General features: G+C 70.6%; 12 protein-coding genes, 1 tRNA gene and 1 pseudogene. 11 read left to right on the top strand and 3 right to left on the bottom strand.

All coding sequences use genetic code 11. The features are described 5' to 3' along the window. Positions 1–76: 76 nt before the first annotated feature. On the bottom strand, positions 77–1,834 hold the full coding sequence (locus K4G22_RS04835) for a coagulation factor 5/8 type domain-containing protein (protein WP_228078420.1): 1,758 nt from the start codon (positions 1,832–1,834) through the stop codon (positions 77–79). Positions 1,835–1,837: 3 nt separating this feature from the next. Then, positions 1,838–2,773, bottom strand: a pseudogene (locus K4G22_RS04830) (chitinase); the annotation flags it as partial. Positions 2,774–3,222: 449 nt separating this feature from the next. On the opposite strand from K4G22_RS04830, the gene pepN reads away from it, so the two are divergent. From pepN to K4G22_RS04805, 5 genes are all read left to right on the top strand, one after another. Continuing rightward, positions 3,223–5,718: an aminopeptidase N gene (gene pepN / locus K4G22_RS04825; protein WP_228078418.1), complete on the top strand. Its 2,496-nt coding sequence runs from the start codon at positions 3,223–3,225 to the stop codon at positions 5,716–5,718. A 189-nt stretch (positions 5,719–5,907) separates the two neighbouring features. After that, a complete protein-coding gene (locus K4G22_RS04820; protein WP_228078417.1) occupies positions 5,908–7,377 on the top strand; it encodes a pyridoxal phosphate-dependent decarboxylase family protein in 1,470 nt (489 codons plus the stop codon). 59 nt (positions 7,378–7,436) lie between these two features. Beyond that, positions 7,437–8,867 (top strand): lysine N(6)-hydroxylase/L-ornithine N(5)-oxygenase family protein, encoded by a 1,431-nt coding sequence (locus tag K4G22_RS04815; protein WP_228078416.1) that lies wholly within the window; start codon positions 7,437–7,439, stop codon positions 8,865–8,867. Positions 8,868–9,143: 276 nt separating this feature from the next. Then, on the top strand, positions 9,144–10,577 hold the full coding sequence (pyk, locus tag K4G22_RS04810; RefSeq protein WP_228078415.1) for a pyruvate kinase: 1,434 nt from the start codon (positions 9,144–9,146) through the stop codon (positions 10,575–10,577). Between the two features lie 168 nt (positions 10,578–10,745). Further along, positions 10,746–11,690, top strand: coding sequence for a DUF6807 domain-containing protein (locus K4G22_RS04805; RefSeq protein ID WP_228078414.1), 945 nt, complete (start codon positions 10,746–10,748; stop codon positions 11,688–11,690). Between the two features lie 32 nt (positions 11,691–11,722). Here the strand turns inward: K4G22_RS04805 and K4G22_RS04800 are convergent. After that, a tRNA-Leu gene (locus K4G22_RS04800) sits at positions 11,723–11,805 on the bottom strand. A gap of 177 nt (positions 11,806–11,982) precedes the next feature. On the opposite strand from K4G22_RS04800, the gene K4G22_RS04795 reads away from it, so the two are divergent. The 6 genes from K4G22_RS04795 to K4G22_RS04770 all read left to right on the top strand — a co-directional run bounded on the left by K4G22_RS04795 (position 11,983) and on the right by K4G22_RS04770 (position 18,459). Then, positions 11,983–12,636, top strand: coding sequence for an ANTAR domain-containing response regulator (locus K4G22_RS04795; RefSeq protein WP_228083950.1), 654 nt, complete (start codon positions 11,983–11,985; stop codon positions 12,634–12,636). A 354-nt stretch (positions 12,637–12,990) separates the two neighbouring features. Next, complete coding sequence (locus tag K4G22_RS04790) at positions 12,991–14,154, top strand: branched-chain amino acid ABC transporter substrate-binding protein (protein ID WP_228078413.1); 1,164 nt, start codon at positions 12,991–12,993, stop codon at positions 14,152–14,154. A 93-nt stretch (positions 14,155–14,247) separates the two neighbouring features. Continuing rightward, on the top strand, positions 14,248–15,171 hold the full coding sequence (locus K4G22_RS04785; protein WP_228078412.1) for a branched-chain amino acid ABC transporter permease: 924 nt from the start codon (positions 14,248–14,250) through the stop codon (positions 15,169–15,171). Continuing rightward, positions 15,168–16,550: a branched-chain amino acid ABC transporter permease gene (locus K4G22_RS04780; RefSeq protein WP_228078411.1), complete on the top strand. Its 1,383-nt coding sequence runs from the start codon at positions 15,168–15,170 to the stop codon at positions 16,548–16,550. The genes K4G22_RS04785 and K4G22_RS04780 overlap by 4 nt, the downstream gene beginning before the upstream one ends. Beyond that, the gene (locus K4G22_RS04775; RefSeq protein WP_228078410.1) at positions 16,547–17,686 is read left to right on the top strand and encodes an ABC transporter ATP-binding protein; all 1,140 of its coding nucleotides are present in this window, start codon (positions 16,547–16,549) and stop codon (positions 17,684–17,686) included. The genes K4G22_RS04780 and K4G22_RS04775 overlap by 4 nt, the downstream gene beginning before the upstream one ends. After that, positions 17,683–18,459 (top strand): ABC transporter ATP-binding protein, encoded by a 777-nt coding sequence (locus K4G22_RS04770; protein ID WP_228078409.1) that lies wholly within the window; start codon positions 17,683–17,685, stop codon positions 18,457–18,459. Before K4G22_RS04775 ends, K4G22_RS04770 begins: the two co-directional genes overlap by 4 nt. Positions 18,460–18,499 lie beyond the last annotated feature (40 nt).

Genomic DNA, 18,499 nt, shown 5'->3' with positions numbered 1-18,499 from the left:
GCGACAGCGAGAGCGCCCCGAGGGCGGGGCCGACCGGCCCCGCCCCCGGCGGTCGGGATCGTGGGTGGCCGGTGGATCAGGGGTAGGCGATGAGGTTGGCCACGTTGTTCTGGGCGTTGGCCGGACCGCCCGTGTCGTTGACGATGTGCTGGATGGTGCCGGTGCCGCCGCCCAGCGAGACCGCCACCATATGGGTGAACCTGACGCCGGGCGACTCCGGTACGTCGAAGGCGCGTTCGGCGACCACGCCCGGGTTGGCGTTGAAGAAGCAGTAGGCGCCGAGCCCCCACGCCTGGTGTTCGGTCACCGAGTCGGCCACCTGGTAGGCGGCGTAGCCCCGGGTGTCGCCGTCCATCCAGGCGGCCTGGTCGGGCGGGTCGTGGGGCATCTCGTTCTGGTAGAAGTAGGTGCGCCCGCGCTCGCCGTTCCAGATGGTCTGGGTCTTCTGGTAGTGCTCGACGAAGAGCCCGTACAGGGTGGCGTCGTCGCCGTTGACCACCAGGCCCGTGTCGGCGGTGTTCTGGTTCCAGCCGATGCCGGAGCCGTGGTCGCCGCGCCAGAGCCAGAGGTGGTCGCCGATCACGTCGTGGCTGTTGATCACCAGGCTGGTGGTGGCCCGGCCGACGTGTGCGCCGCCGATCCGGAAGAACACGTCGTGCAGCGAGATCGGGTTGTCCGAGTGGTCGGCGGACGAGCCCTCGGGGCCGACCTCCATCAGCCGTTCGGAGTTCTCCTCGCCGGCGTCGATCAGCAACCCGGCGACCTTGACGCCTGGCACGTCGGCGACCTCGATGGCGGTCACCCCGTGCCGTGGCACGAAGGTGGCCAGGCCCAGGCCGAGCACCACGGTGTCGGGTTCGGTGATCCGCAGGGTGTCGTCCAGATCGTAGACCCCGGGCGTGACCAGCAGGTGTTGGCCCCTCTCCAGCGCCGCGTTGATCTCGTCCGAGCCCTGCCCCGGCAGCACCACATGGAAGTCCTCGATGGGCAGCGACTCGCCGTCGGCCGCGCCGTCGGCCCAGCTCACCCCGGAGGTGTCGGTGCGCAGGGCGGGGACGAAGACCTGGTAGTCGCCGTTGTCGTCCACCGAGAGGAACGGCTTCTCGCGGTGCACGGGGGTGGTGTCGACGCGGGTGTACGGCGGGTCGGGGAAGTCGCCGGAGGGCGCGTTCTCCGCGCCGACGAAGACCATGTTCCAGTTGGAGCCCTCCCAGGCGCCCCAGTCGGTGTTGCGGGACAGCCACTGCTGCTGGGAGCCGGAGCGCACCGTCCCGTCGACCAGGGTGTCGGCCATGAAGCCGCCGCTCGACCAGCCGCCGTCGTCCAGCTGGAGGTCGCCGCGGACATGCATCCGCCGGTAGGGGGCGGCCTGCGAGACGGCCCAACGGTCGCTGCCCGTCGTGGGGTTGACGGAGAGGTTCTCGGCGGCGCGCCAGAAGTTGTGGGTGGCGTTGCCCTCGAACCAGTCGGCCTCCACATGGACGGCGCCGTTGATCGTCACATCGTCGGGGTGGAGTCCGAGCCCGGAGACCTGGGTGTAGTAGCCGACGTTCACATCGACGTCGTACGTGCCCGGGGCGAACAGGAACGCCTGCCGGCCGTCGCCGAACTGGCTGGTCTCCTGCCGCTGGAAGACCGCGTCGACCTCGCTCTGGATCTCCGCGTTCGACATCGACGGGTCGAAGACGCTGACGTTCGGGCCCAGATCGGGCACGGCGCGGGGCTCCTCGCCCGCCCGCGCGTTGGGAATCACCGCCACGCCGGCCAGTATGGCACCGAGCGCGACGGCCGGAACGGCACCGTGGCGGGGGCCCCCGCGGGGTGTTCGCGCCATCGCTCAGGCTCCTTCGGTGACATAGCGGGCCAGCACGTCGGTGAACTCCCACGGCTGCTGGTCCACTCCCGAGCAGCTGTCCGCGCCGCCGCCCTCGCAGGGCCGGTCGCGGTTGACGGACCAGAAGGTCAGGCGGGAGAGCCCGACCTCCCGCGCGTAGCCCAGCATGGTCTCGAAGTCGGCCACGGTGATGGTCTCGCCGACGTCGGTGACGCCGTTCATGGAGGAGATCCCCATGTGCTGGTACGCCTCCGCCTCGCCATAGCCGTAGGCGTCGATCAGCGCGCTCTTCAGGCCCTCGGACGCCTGGATGGTGAGCTGGCCCATGTCCTGGCCGTTCCCGCCGAAGTTGAACGGCATGATGGTCCAACCGTCCACGGTCAGGCCCGAGTCGGCGGCGCGGTTGATCAGGCTGGTGTCGGGGCCGTTTCGGCCGGTGCCGAAGGTGATGTACACCTTGATCCCGGGGTTGGCCGCCTGCACGGCCAACAGGGCGTCCACGGTGCGCTGTTGGGTCGCGGGGTCGTCATAGGCGGCGGCCTCGATGTCGATGTCGATGGCCGCCAGACCGTAGGCGTCGATCACCTGCTGGTACGCGTCGGCCAGCTCGCCCGAGGTGGCGCAGGAGCTCTCCAGCTTGTCGCCGCTCCAGCCGCCGAAGGACGGGATGACGTCGCCGCCGGCGGCCCTGATGGTCTCGATGGTGTCCTGGTCCACCCCGCCGGACAGCGGACGCCAGCCGTCCCACCGCGGATCGCAGTAGCCGTCGCTGAGGACGAAGGCGAGGGTGAACCACTCGACGCCGGTGGCGTCCATCACGGTGGTCGGGCTCGGCGGGTCGCCCCAGCCGTTGTAGAGGTAGGGCGCGACGGTCATCGGCTCGGCCGCCGGCCGGATCGCCTCGGTGGGTCCGGCGGTGGCCTCCTGGGCGCTGGCGCCGGGCAGTTGGCCGAGCGCGAGGCCGCCGGCGGCGAGCAGGGCGACCGCGGTGCCGGCGAGCCGGCGGGTGGTGCGGGCGTGGCGCTGTGTGGGGGACATGCGTTCACATCCGATTCCGGTGCGGGAGTGGGGGATTCCTCGGTGTGGGGGTGGGGGCGACGGGTTGGGCGGAGCCCGTCGCGCTGGCGTGTTCATGACCGTCGGATGACGGTCGGTGACCCCTTCGCTTCGGGCGTGATCTAAGGAGTGGCCCCCGGAGAGCGTCAAGCCTTTGGACTGGACCAATTCTGGCGTGGCTCCCCTCACACCACGCTGACCTGCGTCGTCCGCCCTTGTAGACGGCCGCGCGGCGAGTTCCGGTACCGACCGGCGCTCTTGGGGGGTACGGAGGGGCGCGCGCCGACAACTCGTTGGGTCCGCGCCGGGGCGGTGCGGCAGCATAGGGCGTCATGGCGACACTCACCCGTCTCGAAGCCGAGACCCGCGCCCGTCTGCTGGCCGTCGAGCGCTACACCATCGACCTCGACCTCACCCGGGGCGACACCGTCTTCGGCTCCACCACCACCGTGCGGTTCACGGCGCGCGAGCCCGGCGACACCTTTGTCGAACTACGCCCCACCGCCCTGCGCTCCGCCACTCTCGACGGCCAGGACCTGGCCGTCGAGAGCCTCGCGGACGGCCGGCTCCCGCTGCGTGGACTGGCCGCCGGCGAGCACGAGTTGACCATCGTGGCCGAGATGCCCTACTCCCGCACCGGCGAGGGGATGCACCGCTTCACCGACCCGGTGGACGGCCTCACCTACCTCTACTCCATGTGCTGCATGACCGACGCGCCGCTGGTCTTCGCCGCCTTCGACCAGCCCGACCTCAAGGCCGTCTTCGACGTCGCCGTCACCGCCCCGGAGGACTGGACGGTGCTGGGCAACGGCATCGCCACCCCCGTCGCCGACCAGCCGGGACGCTGGCGCTGCGCCGAGACCCCGCTCATCTCCACCTATCTGGTCGCCGTGGTCGCCGGCCCCTACCACTCGGTGCGCACCGAGCACGCGGGGCTCCCGTTCGGCCTGCATGTCCGGCGTTCGCTCGCCGCCCAGCTGGACCGGGACGCCGAGGAGATCCTCGACATCACCCGCCGCTGCTTCGACCGCTACCACGAGATCTTCGACGAGCCCTACCCGTTCGACTCCTACGACCAGGCGTTCGTCCCCGAGTTCAACGCCGGCGCCATGGAGAACCCGGGGCTGGTGACCTTCCGCGACGGCTATGTCTTCCAGTCGGCGGTCACCGACACCGAACGCGAGGTGCGGGCCGTCGTCATCGCCCACGAGATGGCCCATATGTGGTTCGGCGACCTGGTCACCCTGCGCTGGTGGGACGACGTCTGGCTGAACGAGTCCTTCGCCGAGTACCTGGGCTACCAGGTGCTGGACGAGGCCACCGGATACCGCCCGTGGACCGAGTTCGCCGTGGTCCGCAAGTCCTGGGGCTACGACGCGGACCAGCGCCCCTCCACCCACCCCGTCGCCCCCGAGCCCGACGCGGTGCCGGACACCGCCTCCGCCTGGCTCAACTTCGACGGCATCTCCTACGCCAAGGGCGCCTCCGCGCTGCGTCAACTCGTCGCCTGGCTCGGTCAGGAGGTCTTCCTCGCCGGCATCAACGACCACTTCGCCCGGCACCGCTTCGGCAACGCGACCCTCGCCGACTTCATCGACGCCATGGCCCGCGCCTCAGGCCGCCCCGTGCCCACCTGGGCCGACGCCTGGCTGCGCACCAGCGGCCCCGACACCCTCACCCCGCGCACCAGCGACGGCACCGACGAGTGGCGGCTGAGCCTCGCCCACAGCGGCGGCCGGCCGCACCGACTGCGGCTCGGCGCCTACGACATCGACCCCACCAGGCCCGAACGCGTGCTGTCCCGCGCCCAGTACGAGATCGAACTCGACGCCGCCGGCGGCACCACCGAGCACACCTTCCCCGGCGCCCGCCCCGACCTGCTCGTGGTCAACGACGGCGATCTCAGCTACGCCAAGGTCCGGCTCGACCCGCGCTCCTGGGAGACGGCGCTCGACACCCTCTCCAGCCTGCCCGACCCGCTCAGCCGCACCGTGGTCTGGAACGCGGCCCGGGACATGGTCAGGGACGGCGAACTCGCCCCGTCCGACTACCTGGAGGCGGCCCTCCGGCATCTGCCGAGCGAGCGGGAGACGCCGATCGTGGGCGGCGTCCTGGCCTTCGCCGGCGGCGTGCTGGCCGGCCGCTACGTGCCGGACGACCGCAGGGCCGAGGCCCTCGCCATGGTCCGGCGGATCACCGAACGGCTGCTCGTCGGCACGGGCGACGACCCGCGGCGGCTGACCGCGGCGCGCTCCGCGATCGCCGCCGCTGACGCGCCCGACACGTTGCTGGACTGGTGGCGCGAGGGCACAGTGCCCGGCGGCCCGACGCTCGACGCCGACCTCCGCTGGCGGCTGCTGCACCGGCTCGCCGTGCTCGGCGCCGCCACCGAGGAGGAGATCGAGGCCGAGGCCGAACGCGACCGGAGCGCGACCGGCGAGAAGGGCGCCGCCCGCTGCCGCGCCGCGCTGCCGGCGGCCAAGGCCAAGGAGGCCGCCTGGGAGGCCATGTTCGACCCGGCCGACCGCCTCTCCAACTACCTGTTCACGGCCACGGCCGAGGGCTTCTGGCATCCCGAGCAGCGTGAACTGCTCGCGCCCTATGTGGAGCGGTACTTCCCGGCCGCCGCCGCCCTGGCCGCCCGCCGGGGCCACGCGCTCGCCACGACCGTCGGCCACGCGGGCTTCCCGCACCCGTTCACCGAACAGCGCACCGTCGAGCTGACCGAGGCCGCCCTGGCCGGCGACCTCACCCCGGCGCTGCGCCGCCAACTGCTCGACCAGCTCGACGACCTGCGCCGCGCGCTGCGGGTGCGCGCCGCGAACTGACGCGTCGACCACCGGCCGCCGCGCGTCGGCCGGTGGTTAGGTATCCCTTACCACTCCGAGGGGGTGGCGCGCCGGCCCGCTTCGCTCTATCGAGGGAAAGCGGGCCGAAGTGACGGGTGGGGCAGGAGGCACCGCATAGCGTTTGGGCGTTCACAAACGTTCCCACGGTGCCGCCTGTTGGAGTACCCCATGCCTGCCCTTCGCCCGCACGATCCGACCGCGCTCGCGGGCGGTGGCTCAGGAGCCACCGCGCTGCGCCCGCTGCTGGACACGGTGCTGACCGCGCTGGCCGAGGGCGCCGCCGAACGCTGTGGCCCGCTGCCCGCCGGCGGCCCCACGTCCCGGCACGCCCGCTTCGGTGGAACGATCCTGCCGGCCCTGGGCACCGGCGCCCACGAGGCCCTCGACACGCTGGTCCAGGCGCTGGCCAGGGGCGCGGCCGATCCGGCCGACCCGCACTGCGTCGCCCATCTGCACTGCCCGCCGCTGGCCGTGGCCACCGCGGCCGACCTCGCGGCCAGCGCGCTCAACCCCTCGCTCGACTCCTGGGACCAGGCGCCCGCCGCCTCCGCCCTGGAGGCCAGGGTGACCGCCGAACTCGCCGCGCTCGTCCACCCGTCGGGCCCCGCCCCCGACGCGCTGGTCACCACCGGCGGCACCGAGTCCAACCTGCTGGGCGTGCTGCTGGCCAGGGAGCGCGATCCGGCGCCGCTCCGGGTCTGCTGCGGCGCCAACGCCCACCACAGCACCGCGCGCGCCACCTGGCTGCTGGGCCTGCCGCCCCCCACCGTCCTGCCGACGCCGCGCGGGGTGCTGGATCCGGCCGCCGTGCGCGCCGCCGTCGAGGCGCTGCCCCCGGGCGCGCACGCCCTGGTGGTGGCCACGGCCGGCACCACCGACACCGGAGCGATCGACCCGCTGCCGGCGCTCGCCGATCTGGTGGCCGCCCAGCGCCGGCACCGCCCAGCCAGCCTGCACATCGACGCGGCCTACGGCGGGCCGCTGCTGCTCAGCCCCCGCCACCGCGACCAACTCGCCGGCCTCGAACGCGCCGACACGGTCACCCTCGACCTGCACAAGCTCGGCTGGCAGCCGATCGCCGCCGGGCTGCTCACCGTCCCCGACCGGGCCATCCTGTTACCGCTGGGCTACCAGGCCGACTATCTCAACGCCGACGACGACACCGAGGCCGGGCTGCCCGACCTGCTGGGGCGCTCGCTGCGCACCACCCGCAGGGCCGACGTGCTCAAGATCGCCGTCACCCTGCGCGCCCTGGGCCGCGCCGGTCTTGCTCGGCTGATCGAGGACACCTGCGCCGCCGCCCGCCGGCTGGCCGAGCTGGTGCTCGGCGCGCCGGGCCTGCGGCTGCACGCCCGACCCACCATCAGCACCGTGCTGTTCCGCCCCGCGGGCGCCAGCGACGAACGGGTCGCCTCCGTGCGCCGACAGCTGCTCGCCGACGGCCGGGCGGTGCTCGGCCGGGCCTGGACCGAGGACGAGCGGGGCCGGCGCACGCTGTGGCTGAAGGCCACCCTGCTCAACCCGGGGGTGCAGGAGAGCGATCTGGCCGCCCTGCTCAAGCTGGTCCTGGAGCAGGCGGCCGAACCCGGCCCGCCACCACACCGCCCCTCCGCCGGCTCCCTGACCCCCCGCCCGTGACCCCCGCCCGTGACCCCCGCCCGTGACCCCTGTGATCCCCAGAAGGAAGAAGCAGCCCGATGACCGCCGCTGACCCTCGCTATCCCCTGGACCTCGTCGGCGTGGGCATCGGACCCGCCAACCTCTCGCTGGCCGCGCTCGCGGACGACCACCCCGACCTGCGCACCGCCTGGTACGAGCAGCGGCCCGACTTCAGCTGGCATCCGGGGCTGCTGATCGAGGGCACGACGCTCCAGGTCCCCTTCCTCGCCGATCTGGTGACCCTCGCCGACCCCACCAGCGCCTGGAGCTTCCTCAACTACCTCAGGCACCAACGGCGGCTCTTCCCCTTCTACTTCGCCGAACGCTTCCACAGCGACCGCGCCGAGTACGACGACTACTGCCGCTGGGTCAGCGAGCAGTTGCCGGCGCTCCACTTCCACCACCGGGTGGACGCCGTCCGCTGGAACGCCGAGCACGCCGTCTTCGACATCGACCTCACCCCGCTGGGCCGCGCCGACGAACGCGGGGCCACCGGCCGGGTCTACGCCCGCAACCTGGCCCTCGGCATCGGCACCGCGCCCCATGTCCCCGAGCAACTGCGCCCGCTGATCGACGCGTCGGCCACCGCGCCCGTGATCCACTCCGCGGGGTATCTGGAGCACCGGGACCGCCTTCTGGCCGCCGGGCATGTGACGGTCATCGGCGGCGGCCAGTCAGGCGCCGAGATCTTCCTCGACCTGCTGCGCCACCGGCCGGCCGGCGCCGAGCGGCTGCACTGGATCAGCCGCAGCCCGGCGTTCTCGCCGATGGAGTACAGCAAGCTGGGCCTGGAGCACTTCACCCCGGACTACACCCGCTACTTCCACGCGCTGCCCGAGCAGATCCGCGACCAGATCCGGTCGACGCAGTGGCAGTTGTACAAGGCGGTCGACGTGGACACGCTGGCCGCCATCCACGACGAGCTGTACCGGCGCTCGGTGCCGGGGGGCTGGCCCGACGTGGTGCTCACCCCCGGCGTGGGGGTGCGCACCGCGGGGCGCATCGGCGCCCACCAGTTGGAGCTGCACCTCGACCACCGACCCGAGGGCGGGCGCAGCCGGTTGCTCACCAACGCCGTGGTGCTGGCCACCGGATACCGGGAGCGTCCCCTGGGCTCGGTGCTGGCCGGTCTCGACGCGGACATCCGGACCGACGCCGCCGGCCGCCCCCTGGTCACCAGGGACTACCGGCTGGTGCTCGACCAGGGGATCACCGGCGGCATCTTCGTCCAGAACGCCGAACAGCACACCCACGGCGTCGGCGCGCCCGACCTCGGGCTGATCGCCCACCGCAGCGCCACCATCCTCAACTCGCTGACCGGCGAGCCGCGTTACCCGCTGCCGGAGCGGACCGCGTTCACCACGTTCGGGGCCAGGGCCCAGCCGGAGCCCGCGGCGCCCCACGGGTCAGGCGTCCCGGAACCGCGCGCCGCGGCGCCGTCGCCGCCGCCCCGGCACATCCCGGTGTGACCGGCGTGGGCCGCCGGGCGCCGGTGCGGCGGACACGGGCGGGGTTTGAGCGTGCGCGCGCCTGGCAAGGCTGTCCCCGCGCGCGCCTCGCCACGCGATAAAGCCGGCGGATCTCCTCATTTCGCTCGATTCGAGAGAAACGATAAGGCAGCACAAAGCTCAAAAGAGCGGCGTTGCGCTCATTCTGTTGTTTGTTGGTTCTCTGGTGAAAAGGCCGCCATCTCGTGGTCACTTCCGGATAGTCGGGTACTCGTCGGTAACTCCTAGGGTTGCCCCATGCGCCGAGCCAAAATCGTTTGCACACTGGGCCCTGCCACCGACTCGTTCGAGCGGATCACCGAACTGGTGGACGCCGGGATGGACGTGGCGCGCCTCAACCTCAGCCATGGCGCCCACCGCGAGCACGAGCTGCGCTACCAGCGGGTCCGGCGGGCCGCCACGGAATTGGGGCGCAGCGTCGGAATTCTCGCCGATCTCCAGGGACCGAAGATCCGTCTCGGCCGTTTCGCCGAAGGTCCGGTACTTCTGGAACGCGACGACGAATTCACCATCACCACCGAGGAGATCCTCGGTGACCACCGGCGTTGCGGCACCACCTACGGCGGACTCGCGCAGGACGTCCGCGCCGGAGAGCGCATTCTGGTGGACGACGGCCGGGTGACGTTGGAGGTCGTCGAGGCGACCGAGACTGAGGTGCGCACCCGGGTGGTCGAGGGCGGCCTGGTCTCCGACCACAAGGGCCTCAACCTCCCCGGCGTCGCGGTCTCGGTGCCCGCCCTCTCGGGCAAGGACATCGAGGACCTGCGGTGGGCGCTGCGCACCGGCGTCGACATCGTGGCGCTGTCGTTCGTGCGCGGTGGCGACGACATCAAGGACGTGCACCGGGTGATGGCCGAGGAGGGCCGCTTCCTGCCGGTGATCGCCAAGATCGAGAAGCCGCAGGCGGTGGAGAACCTCCAGGGCATCGTGGACGCCTTCGACGGCATCATGGTGGCGCGCGGCGATCTGGGCGTCGAGGTCCCGCTGGAGACGGTGCCGCTGGTCCAGAAGCGCGCCGTGCGGTTGGCCAAGCGGAACGCCAAGCCGGTGATCGTCGCCACCCAGATGCTGGACTCCATGATCGACTCCTCCCGGCCGACCAGGGCCGAGGCGTCCGACGTGGCCAACGCGGTGCTGGACGGCACCGACGCCGTGATGCTCTCCGGCGAGACCAGCGTGGGGCGTTACGCGGTCGAGACGGTGCGCACCATGAGCCGGATCGTGCTGGCCGCCGAGGCGGAGCTGCTGGCCGACGGGCTGGCGCCGCTCACCGACGAGAACAAGCCGCGCACCCAGGGCGGCGCCGTGGCGAGGGCGGCGGCCGACATCGGCGACTTCCTGGACGCGCGGCTGCTGGTGGCCTTCACCCAGAGCGGGGACACCGCCCGCCGGCTCTCCCGCTACCGCTCGCCGATCCCGCTCGTCGCCTTCACCCCCGATCCGGCCACCCAGGCCCAACTCAACCTGACCTGGGGGGTGGAGGCGCATCTGGTGCCCACCGTGACGTCCACGGACGAGATGGTCACCGAGATGGACGAGGAGCTGCTGCGGGTCGGTCGCTGCCGGGTGGGTGACGTGGTGGTGATGACGGCCGGCTCGCCGCCCGCCACGCCCGGCACCACCAACCTGGTCCGCGTCCACCATGTGGGCGAGGACGACATGCCGCGCTGAGCCGCGGCGGCTCCAGGACGCGGGGCACCGCCCCGGCCGTCGAGGCCGGGGCGGTGCCCTTGTCACCTCGGGCGGTGCGTGGTTGGCTTGCTGACCGATCGTTGAAAGCGCTTACCATCCGGGCCTCCCCCGGGGCCCGGTGTCCAGGATCGGGCCCAGGGAGAGCAAGTGACCGCGCAGTTCACCGTCCAGCACACACTCGGCGAGCGCATCGCCCTCGCGGTCGAGGGCGCCCACCGCACCGAGGTTCTCTCGTATGTCTACCGGCCCGATCCGGAGCCCTACGAGTCGCGCAAGCCGTACGCGCATCCGGTGCGCACCATCGGCGGACGGTTGGTCAGCGGCTACCGGCCCAACGACCACCGCTGGCACAAGGGTCTACAGATGACCGCGAGTCATCTTTCGGAACAGAACTTCTGGGGCGGCAACTCCTATATCCACGGGCGCGGTTACCAGCGCGTCCCGGAGCGCGTCGGCTGGATGCGGCACGACGGGTTCCCGACGGTCGAAGCGGCCGGCGAGCGGGTGACCGTGGCCGAGGACCTGACCTGGATCAACAACGGCGGCCAGGAGTGGGCCCGGGAGCGTCGCACCCTCACCGCGCACAGCGCCGACCCCGAGGCGGGCACCTGGGCGCTGGACTGGTCGATCCACCTCACCAATGTGCGCGGGGAGCCGCTGCGCTTCGGCAGCCCCACCACGGCGGGCCGAGAGATGGCCGGCTACACCGGTCTGCAGTGGCGTGGGCCGCGCGACTTCACCGGCGCCCGGGTGCTCACCCCGGCCGGCGTCGGCACCGACCAGGGGACCATGGGCACCCCGGCGGCCGAGGCGCCCTGGCTCGCCCTCACCTCGGCGCACGACGATGTGGACGCCCATTCGACGCTGGTCTTCGCGCACGCCCCGGAGAACCTCGGCCCGGACGCCGTCCACCCCTCGCACTGGTTCGTCCGCGCGGAGCCGGTGCCCGTGGTGGCCTTCTCCTGGGCGTTCTTCGAGGAGTTCGAGCTGCCGCCGGGGGAGTCCTTCGACTACCGCTACCGGGTGCTCGTCGCCGACGGCGCCCTGGACGTCGCGGACGTGGAACGGGCGCTGGCCCGCCACCGCTGGTAACCCGAGGGCGCGGGCGCGCGCGTGGAAAAGGGTGCCGGGTGCGGGATTCGAACCCGCAAGCCCTTTCGGGCAGAGGTGTTTGAGACCTCCGTGTATGCCATTCCACCAACCCGGCTGGCGGCGCCACGGCAGTCTAGCGGCTCTCGGCGACCGGCCGCGACTCAGGTCCGCCCGGTGGATCTCCGTGGGCTCGCGCGGCCCCGACGGGCAGACCGTGGGTACTCTCATGAGTGCCCCAGCGTGCGGAAAACCGAGGAGCATCGTGAGCACCCCCGACGTCCCTGACGAGCCCGTGATCCCGGCGGAGGCCGCCGAAGAGGCGGTCACCGCGGACAGCGCCCACGTCCCGCCCAACACCACCCGCGTCGTGATCGCCGAGGACGAGGCGCTGATCCGGCTGGATCTCAAGGAAATGCTGGAGGAGGAGGGCTACACCGTCGTCGGGGAGGCGGGGGACGGCGAGCGGGCCGTGGAGCTGGCCCGTGAGCACAACCCGGATCTGGTGATCCTCGACGTGAAGATGCCCGTGATGGACGGGATCTCCGCCGCCGAGAAGATCGCGGCCGACAACATCGCGCCCGTGCTGATGCTCACCGCCTTCTCCCAGCGCGATCTGGTGGAGCGGGCCAGGGACGCCGGCGCCATGGCGTACCTGGTGAAGCCGTTCAGCAAGAGCGATGTGGTGCCGGCGATCGAGATCGCCGTCTCCCGCTTCCAGCAGCTGCGGAGCCTCGCCGGCGAGGTGGCCGACCTGGCGCAGCGGCTGGAGACCCGCAAGCTGGTCGACCGGGCCAAGAGCGTGCTCCAGACCCAGTACGGGCTGACCGAGCCGGCCGCCTTCCGCTGGATCCAGAAGACCTCGATGGACCGCAGGCTCTCCATGCACCAGGTGGCCGAGGCCGTGATCCAGGACGCGGAGGAGAAGCGGCAGAAGCAGCAGAAGTGAGCCCACCGGGATCCTGGCCCGCTCCCTCGTGTTAACTCTCCGTAAACTGCGCCCCCTTGACGGCGCACGCCGGGGCATTAGCCTCGACGTGCGCCGCCCTTATGGAAATTGGTCGGCTCCTACCTCTGGACAGGTGTCCGGATCGTCCGCTAACCGGGCAGTTGTGTTCTGTTTCCGGCGTGTGCCGCAGGTCACGAGGCGATCACATCTGTCGCTCTGGTGTGTTCGTGCAGCTTGTGGGGCAATAGATTCCGCTGCACGCCGCACCAGTGTGCGTGGTGCATGGACGTCGTGCGGTGCCGACATGGCTGGGCTCGTTCCAGGGGGTTTTACCAAGTGCTCAACAAATCCATCGTGCGACTGGCGATACCGGTGGCTGCCGGTGCCCTGCTGCTTACCGGTTGTGGAAGCGATGATGACGAAGGCGGCGGCGGCAGCGGCGGTGGCGGCGGTGAAACCTACAAGATCGCCTACCAGGGACCGCTCTCCGGGCAGAATGTCGCGCTGGGCGAGAACATGCAAAACGGCGTGCAGCTTGCCATCAATGAGGCCAACGAGAACGACGAGTACGACTTCACCATCGAGTATGTCCCGGCGGACGACCAGGGCGCCGAGGGTCAGGCCACCTCGGCCGCGCAGTCGGCCATCGACGACCAGAGCGTGATGGCCGTCGTCGGCCCCGCCTTCTCGGGTCCGACGCATGTGTCCGCCCCGCTCTACGGGCAGGCCGGGCTCGCCGCGGTCTCCTCCTCGGCCACCGACCCGGCGCTGACCGAGGCCGGCTTCCCGACCTTCCTGCGCGCCGTGCCCAACGACAACGCCCAGGGCAAGGCCATGGCCGACTTCCTGGCCGAGCAGGACGGCGTGAACAGCGTCATGGTGATCGACGACGTCACGCCGTACGGCGAGGGCCTCGCGGACGTCGCCATGGAGGAGCTGGCCAACGCCGGTCTCGAAGCCCAGCGGGAGAGCGTGCCGGCCGACACGGTCGACTACGGCGGCGCCGCCCGTACGGTCACGACCGCGGGTGTGGACGCGCTGATCTACGCGGGTTACTACGAGGCGCTCGCGCCGTTCGCCACCCGGCTCAGCGAGTCCGGCTTCGACGGCATCGGCATCTCGGGTGACGGCTCCAACGACGACGAGCTGATCAACCTGGCCGGCGGCGCGGTCGAGGACTGGTACCTGACCTGCCCGTGCACCGAGGCCACCGCCGAGGACGCCACGGCGGACTTCGCGGAGCGCTATCAGGCGGAGTTCAACAAGGCCCCCGGCACCTACTCGGCCGAGAGCTACGACGTCACCAGCATGATCATCCAGACCATCGCCGAGCTGGACGGGGATGTGAACCGGCAGTCCGTGTACGAGGCCCTGGCGGGGGTCGAGTACGAGGGTCTGACGAAGACCTTCTCCTTCACGGAGACCGGCGAGTTCAACAACGAGGCGATCTTCCTCTACCAGGTTCAGGACGGCGTGCGCGGTTATGTGGGCGCGGTCGAAGAGCTGGTCGGCGGCTGACATTTCGTGAGGTCCGGTGGGGCGCTGACAAAACGTCACGCCTCACCGGACCTGTAATTCCCTGCCGCTCGTCCCCACAAGGAAGTTTCGTCCATGTCCCTTTCCGATATCTGGGACGTTCTTGTCCTGGGCTTGGTGCTCGGCTCGCTCTACGCCGTCATCGCCATTGGGTACACGCTGGTTTACGGCGTGTTGCAACTGCTCAACTTCGCGCACAGCGAAGTCTTTATGGCCGGTGGTTTCGGGGGCGTTATCGCACTGACCATCGTCGAACCGGTGGCCGATCCGTCTGGCTTCCAGTCGGTGTTCTATGTCCTGCTCGGTATGTGTGCCGGAGCACTGCTCGGCGGCGTGATCGCCTTCGGTCTTGAGAAGGCCGCCTACAAACCGCTGCGGAGACGGAACGCGCCGCGCCTGGTCTTTCTGATCACGGCCATCGGCGCGTCCTTCTTCCTCTACAACCTGGCGGGCAAGCTCTTCGGCCGCTATCCCCTCGCGATGCCGAGCATGTACGAGAACAAGACCGTGTTCACGGTCTTCGGCACCACGGTCAGCGTCACTCAGCTGCTGATCGTCTCCGCCGCCGTGGTGATGCTCGCCGGCGTCGACCAGGTCGTGAACCGCACCAAGCTGGGCTCCGGGATCAGGGCCGTCGCCCAGGATCCCGAGGTGGCGGCGCTGATGGGCGTGAACATCGACAAGGTGGTCTCCAGGACCTTCGTGCTCGGCGGCCTGCTCGGCGGCGTCGCCGGCTTCCTCTTCGGCACCAACCTGCAGGTCGAGTACACGATGGGCTTCCTGCCCGGTATCACCGCCTTCGCCGCGGCCGTGCTCGGCGGCATCGGCAACGTCCGGGGCGCCGTGCTCGGCGGCCTGCTGCTGGGCGTGGTCGAGGCGTTCACGGTGGAGATCTGGAGCGACGCCTGGCGCTATGTGGGCGCCTTCGCGGTCCTGGTCCTGGTGTTGATGTTCCGGCCGACCGGACTGCTCGGCGAGCGTGTGGGGAGGACAGCATGAGCCAGTCAGCCACGGAGGCGGCGACGCCGTCGGCAGCCCGGCTGAGAAAGGGCGCCTGGTACCAACAGCCTCGTTGGAAGCGGCTGTTCGCCATGATGGTGACGGCGGTGGTGTTGGCCCAGGTCACCGGCGAACAGGGAGTGCGTGGCGATCTGTTCTACGCGCTCAAGGAGAACTTCACCGGGACCGGTATATGGGTCTGGGTCGGGATCTTCCTGGCCATCTGGTTGGTGCGGGAGTTCCTGCGCGACTGGGCCAGTGCCCTTGTCGTCAAGTTCCGCACCGGGGTGTGGGACCGAAGCCCGGTGGTCGCGCAGGGGCGAAAGGTCTCCAAGACCGTTCGTACCGGCCGGTATTACCGCTGGGGCGGGATGGCGGCGCTGCTCGGCCTGCTGATCGCGTTGCCGCTGCTGGTCTCCACCTTCTGGCAGCAGGTGATGGTGGACCAGATCGGCATGTTCGTCCTGGTCGCCATCGGTTTGAATGTGGTGGTCGGCTGGGCCGGAATGCTGGACCTCGGCTTTATCGCGTTCTTCGCCATCGGTGCCTATAGCGCCGCGTTCTGGACGGGTGGTCTGCCGGTCGACCCACCGGTCGAGCTGAACAACTTCGTGGTGATGCCGGTCGCCGTCATCACCTGTCTGATAGCCGGCGTTCTGCTGGGCGCGCCCACGCTCCGGCTACGCGGTGACTATCTGGCGATCGTCACGCTGGGATTCCACGAGATCGTCTACCTCACCGCCAAGAACTGGACGGAGTTCACCGGCGGCCCGCGCGGCGCCTCTCCCGACCGCTTCTCGATCGACCTGGGTTTCTGGTCCTACGAGTGGGGCCTCGACCCGGCGCCCTACTACTGGCTGCAACTCGGCTTCGTCGTCGTGGTGCTGTTCCTGTTCATCCGGCTGGAGCACTCCCGCGTCGGCCGGGCCTGGACGGCCATCAGGGAGGACGAGGTGGCCGCCGCCGCCACCGGCGTGGACACCGTCCGCTTCAAGCTGCTGGCCTTCGCCATCGGCGCCTCCACCTCCGGCATCGCCGGCGTGATCTACGCGAGCAAGCTCGGCTTCATCAACTCCGAGATGTTCCTGGTGCTGTTGTCCGTGCTGGCCCTCTCCTATGTGGTCTTCGGCGGGATGGGTTCCCTGCCCGGCGTGCTGCTGGGCACCGCGATCCTGGTGTGGCTCCCCGAGTACCTGCGGGACACCGTGGACGCGCAGGACCGCTACATGTATCTGGGCGGGCTGCTGGTGGTCATGATGATCTACCGGCCGCAGGGCCTGTGGCCGTCGCGCCGTAGACAGCGTGAGCTACAGATGTCCCAGGAGGGCGTGAGCTCGGCCGACGGGCTGGGCGCGCAGCCGGGAGGAGCACAGGGATGAAGACCACACCGAGCCTCACGAAGCGGGACCAGCCCGAGGACGCGTCGGCCGACGTGCTGCACGCCACCGGTGTGACCCTGCGGTTCGGCGGGCTCACCAGCCTCAACAACGTCGAACTGCGGGTGGGCAGGGGCGAGATCCTGGCCGTCATCGGCCCCAACGGGGCCGGCAAGACGTCCCTGTTCAACTCGCTGACCGGCGCGTATGTGCCACAGGAAGGCAAGATCACCTTCCGCCCCCGGAACCTGCGCGGCGCCGAGGGGGGCGGCGCGAGCGGCCCCCTCGCGGCGCTGGGAAACCTCTTCCGGTCCGGCGGTGACGGAACCCACGAGCTGCGCGGTCGCAAGCCGCACAAGGTGAGCCGCCTCGGGGTGGCCAGGACGTTCCAGAACATCCGGCTGTTCGGCGCGCTCACCGTGTTGGAGAACGTCAAGATCGCGATCGAGACCCGGCAGAAGACGGATCCGATCTCCATCATGCTGGGCCTGCCCAACGCGCGCAGGGACGAGCGGGAGAGCGACCGCAGGGCCCACGAGGTGCTCTCCTTCGTCGGCCTCGAAAGCCGGATCAACGAGTTGGCGTCCTCGCTCAGCTACGGCGAGCAGCGTCGACTGGAGATCGCCAGGGCGCTGGGCACCGAGCCCGAACTGCTGCTGCTGGACGAGCCGGCGGCCGGCACCAACCCGACCGAGAAGCACGACCTGGAACGGTTGATCCGGCGGATCAACACCGATCTGGACATCAGCGTGCTGCTGATCGAGCACGATATGCGGCTGGTGATGTCGGTGGCCGACCGGGTCGCGGTGCTGAACTTCGGCAAGAAGATCGCCGAGGGGACACCGGCCCAGGTGCAGCAGGACCCGGCGGTGATCGAGGCCTACCTCGGCGTCTCGGGGGACGAGGAGAGCGACGCCGTCGTCGAGATGGTCGCTGAGCAGGCCGAACACGCCGAGGCCGCCCGGGTACAGGCGGAAGCGGAAGCCGAGGCCGAGGCGGAGGCCGAAGTAGAGGCCGAGGTCAAGGCCGGGGCCGGGGCTGACGCGGCGGACGACTCGGAGGCCGGTTCGCAGACCGAGGAGAGCGCGGGTGCGGAGGACCGGTCCTCCGGCACCGGCGGCCAGAAGGAGCGCGAATGAGCACGACAGCGGACCAGGAACAGCGCCCCGACGCGGAGGCGGCGGCCGGTGACGGCACCACCCCGCTCCTGGAACTGCGCGATCTGCGCGTCTTCTACGGCGCCATCGAGGCGCTCAAGGGCATCAGCCTGTCCGTCCCCGAGGGGCAGGTGGTCGCGCTGCTCGGCGCCAACGGCGCCGGCAAGTCCACCACGCTCAAGGCCGCCTCCGGCATGTTGGCGCCCAGGTCCGGCGCCGTGCTGCTGCGCGGCGAGCGGGTGGACGGCATCAAGTCCCATGAGCTGGTCCAGTTCGGCATCGGGCATGTCCCGGAGGGACGACGGGTGTTCGCCCGGATGTCCATCCTGGAGAACCTCAAGATGGGCGCCTACCGGCTGCGTCGGCCCGACCCGGCCGACCTGGACCGGGTGTTCACCCTCTTCCCGGTGCTCGCCCAGCGGCGCAAGCAGATCGCCGGCACACTCTCCGGCGGTGAGCAGCAGATGCTCGCGATCGGCCGCGCGCTGATGGGCAAGCCGGAACTGCTGCTGCTGGACGAGCCGTCCATGGGTCTCGCACCGCTGATCGTCCAGCAGATCTTCGAGATCCTGCGGGAGATCAACGAGCAGGGCACCACGCTGCTCCTGGTGGAGCAGAACGCCTCGCAGGCGCTGCAACTGGCCGACCACGGCTATGTGTTGGAGACGGGAGCCGTGGTGATGTCCGACCGCGCCCCGGCGCTGCTCTCCGACCCGAGGGTGCGCGCCGCCTATCTGGGCGAGGTCGTCGAGTAACGCCACCCGAGGCGAACGACGGAGACGGCGGCGGGCTCAG

The sequence above is a fragment of the Streptomyces profundus genome (assembly GCF_020740535.1).
Classification (GTDB): Bacteria; Actinomycetota; Actinomycetes; order Streptomycetales; family Streptomycetaceae; genus Streptomyces; species Streptomyces profundus.
The sequence above is the reverse complement of the archived record's forward strand: the minus strand, read 5'-3'. Positions and strand labels throughout refer to the sequence as shown.

Bases quoted from the DNA above. Each gene is read 5' to 3' on its own strand.
- K4G22_RS04815 (WP_228078416.1), top strand. From the start codon at position 7,437: ATGACCGCCGCTGACCCTCGCTATCCCCTGGACCTCGTCGGCGTGGGC.
- K4G22_RS04775 (WP_228078410.1), top strand. From the start codon at position 16,547: ATGAAGACCACACCGAGCCTCACGAAGCGGGACCAGCCCGAGGACGCG.
- K4G22_RS04785 (WP_228078412.1), top strand. From the start codon at position 14,248: ATGTCCCTTTCCGATATCTGGGACGTTCTTGTCCTGGGCTTGGTGCTC.
- K4G22_RS04820 (WP_228078417.1), top strand. From the start codon at position 5,908: ATGCCTGCCCTTCGCCCGCACGATCCGACCGCGCTCGCGGGCGGTGGC.
- pyk (WP_228078415.1), top strand. From the start codon at position 9,144: ATGCGCCGAGCCAAAATCGTTTGCACACTGGGCCCTGCCACCGACTCG.
- K4G22_RS04780 (WP_228078411.1), top strand. From the start codon at position 15,168: ATGAGCCAGTCAGCCACGGAGGCGGCGACGCCGTCGGCAGCCCGGCTG.
- pepN (WP_228078418.1), top strand. From the start codon at position 3,223: ATGGCGACACTCACCCGTCTCGAAGCCGAGACCCGCGCCCGTCTGCTG.
- K4G22_RS04835 (WP_228078420.1), bottom strand. From the start codon at position 1,834: ATGGCGCGAACACCCCGCGGGGGCCCCCGCCACGGTGCCGTTCCGGCC.
- K4G22_RS04770 (WP_228078409.1), top strand. From the start codon at position 17,683: ATGAGCACGACAGCGGACCAGGAACAGCGCCCCGACGCGGAGGCGGCG.